Origin of the sequence: Alcanivorax sp. 1008, from assembly GCF_020667895.1 — a bacterium.
Taxonomy (GTDB): Bacteria; Pseudomonadota; Gammaproteobacteria; order Pseudomonadales; family Alcanivoracaceae; genus PGZG01.
The window spans coordinates 1,837-5,109 of sequence record NZ_JAFMPS010000049.1 but is presented as its reverse complement, the minus strand read 5'-3'; the positions used below and the strand labels follow the sequence as shown (position 1 = coordinate 5,109).

Here is a 3,273-nt window from a genome sequence, read left to right as displayed (position 1 = left end):
CCCCGTCGCTTTCGCGACGGGGGTTTCTTTATTTAAGTGCCTGACGATGACCTACTCTCACATGGCGAATGCCACACTACCATCGGCGATGCTTCGTTTCACTTCTGAGTTCGGGATGGGATCAGGTGGTTCCAAAGCTCTATGTTCGTCAGGCAAACCGGTATGAGCCATGCTCATGTTCGTTTGCCCTGGCTGCCCAGTCTTTCCAGACAACCTTGGCCAATTAGGATTGAGTCGAAGCGAGTGTCTCGATACTGACCTTACGTCTCTCGATTATCTATTATCTGTGCCTGCCTTATGCCTGCATTCCAGCTCGCGCCGGTAACTGCTTTGGCGTTATATGGTCAAGCCTCACGGGCAATTAGTACTGGTTAGCTTCACACCTCACAGCGCTTCCACACCCAGCCTATCAACGTGGTGGTCTTCCACGGCCCTTCAGGGGACTCAAGGTCCCAGGGAGATCTCATCTTGAGGTGGGCTTCCCGCTTAGATGCTTTCAGCGGTTATCCCTTCCGAACATAGCTACCCGGCAATGCCACTGGCGTGACAACCGGAACACCAGAGGTTCGTCCACTCCGGTCCTCTCGTACTAGGAGCAGCTCCTCTCAAATCTCCAACGCCCACGGCAGATAGGGACCGAACTGTCTCACGACGTTCTAAACCCAGCTCGCGTACCTCTTTAAATGGCGAACAGCCATACCCTTGGGACCGGCTTCAGCCCCAGGATGAGATGAGCCGACATCGAGGTGCCAAACACCGCCGTCGATATGAACTCTTGGGCGGTATCAGCCTGTTATCCCCGGAGTACCTTTTATCCGTTGAGCGATGGCCCTTCCATACAGAACCACCGGATCACTAAGACCAGCTTTCGCTCCTGCTCGACTTGTGGGTCTCGCAGTCAAGCACCCTTATGCCTTTGCACTAACCGTACGATGTCCGACCGTACTTAGGGTACCTTTGTGCTCCTCCGTTACTCTTTGGGAGGAGACCGCCCCAGTCAAACTACCCACCACACATTGTCCCCGATCCCGATAAGGGACCCAGGTTAGAACCTCAAACATGCCAGGCTGGTATTTCAAGGTTGACTCCACGCGAACTGGCGTCCGCGCTTCAAAGTCTCCCAGCTATCCTACACAAGCAGGCTCAAAGTCCAATGTGAAGCTATAGTAAAGGTTCACGGGGTCTTTCCGTCTAGCCGCGGGTACACTGCATCTTCACAGCGATTTCGATTTCACTGAGTCTCGGGTGGAGACAGCGCCCCCATCATTACGCCATTCGTGCAGGTCGGAACTTACCCGACAAGGAATTTCGCTACCTTAGGACCGTTATAGTTACGGCCGCCGTTTACCGGGGCTTCGATCAAGAGCTTCGCTTACGCTAACCCCATCAATTAACCTTCCGGCACCGGGCAGGCGTCACACCCTATACGTCCTCTTTCGAGTTTGCAGAGTGCTGTGTTTTTAATAAACAGTTGCAGGGGCCTTTTCACTGCGGCTCCCCGTGGCTTACACCGTAAAGATTTCACCACAAAGAGCGTGCCTTCTCCCGAAGTTACGGCACAATTTTGCCTAGTTCCTTCACCCGAGTTCTCTCAAGCGCCTTAGAATACTCATCCCAACCACCTGTGTCGGTTTAGGGTACGGTTCCTCATGACCTGAAGCTTAGAAGATTTTCCTGGAAGCATGGCATCAACCACTTCTCGGAGACAAAGCTCCAATGGTCTCGACCCTCAGCCTTAGAATCCCGGATTTACCTAAGATTCCAGCCTACAGCCTTTCCCCGGGACAACCAACGCCCGGTAGGCATAGCCTTCTCCGTCTCTCCATCGCAGTCACAAGAAGTACGGGAATATTAACCCGTTTCCCATCAGCTACGCTCTTCAGCCTCGCCTTAGGGGCCGACTCACCCTGCCCTGATTAGCATTGGACAGGAAACCTTGGTCTTTCGGCGTGGGGGTTTTTCACCCCCATTGTCGTTACTTACGTCAGCATTCGCACTTCTGATACGTCCAGCATGCCTCTCGACACACCTTCAACCGCTTACAGAACGCTCCCCTACCACATGCACTAAGTGCACATCCGCAGCTTCGGTATCCAGTTTGAGCCCCGTTGAATCTTCCGCGCAGGCCGACTCGACCAGTGAGCTATTACGCTTTCTTTAAAGGATGGCTGCTTCTAAGCCAACCTCCTGGCTGTCTGAGCCTTCCCACATCGTTTCCCACTTAACTGGAATTTGGGGACCTTAGCTGGCGGTCTGGGTTGTTGCCCTCTTCACGACGGACGTTAGCACCCGCCGTGTGTCTCCCGGATAGTACTCATTGGTATTCGGAGTTTGCATCGGGTTGGTAAGTCGGGATGACCCCCTAGCCGAAACAGTGCTCTACCCCCAATGGTATTCGTCCGAGGCGCTACCTAAATAGCTTTCGGGGAGAACCAGCTATCTCCGAGCTTGATTAGCCTTTCACTCCGACCCACAGCTCATCCGAATCTTTTTCAACAGATCCCGGTTCGGTCCTCCAGTGCGTGTTACCGCACCTTCAACCTGGCCATGGGTAGATCGCCCGGTTTCGGGTCTAATCCCAGCAACTAAACGCCCTATTAAGACTCGGTTTCCCTACGGCTCCCCTAAACGGTTAACCTCGCTACTGAAATTAAGTCGCTGACCCATTATACAAAAGGTACGCAGTCACACCCGAAGGTGCTCCCACTGCTTGTACGTACACGGTTTCAGGTTCTATTTCACTCCCCTCTCCGGGGTTCTTTTCGCCTTTCCCTCACGGTACTGGTTCACTATCGGTCAGCCAGGAGTATTTAGCCTTGGAGGATGGTCCCCCCATCTTCAATCAGGATTCCACGTGTCCCGACCTACTCGATTTCACAACATAGTCATTTTCGGATACGGGGCTATCACCCACTATGGCAGAGCTTTCCAGCTCCTTCTCCTAACAACTACATCACTTAAGGGCTAGTCCGCGTTCGCTCGCCGCTACTGACGGAATCTCAATTGATTTCTTTTCCTCAGGGTACTTAGATGTTTCAGTTCCCCTGGTTCGCTTCCCAAGACCTATGTATTCAGTCAAGGGATAACCAGCTTATGCTGGCTGGGTTGCCCCATTCGGAAATCTCCGGATCACAGGTTGTTTGCCACCTCCCCGAAGCTTATCGCAGGCTACAACGTCCTTCATCGCCTCTGGCTGCCAAGGCATCCACCGTGTACGCTTTGTCACTTGACCATATAACCCAAAACAGTCACACAATATCCCGCGTAACCACT

General features: G+C 53.1%; 2 rRNA genes. Both read right to left on the bottom strand.

Annotated elements, in window-relative coordinates:
- Positions 1-38: 38 nt before the first annotated feature.
- Positions 39-153: ribosomal RNA gene (gene rrf / locus J1C54_RS16035) — 5S ribosomal RNA — on the bottom strand.
- A gap of 187 nt (positions 154-340) precedes the next feature.
- A 23S ribosomal RNA gene (locus J1C54_RS16030) occupies positions 341-3,232 on the bottom strand.
- Positions 3,233-3,273 lie beyond the last annotated feature (41 nt).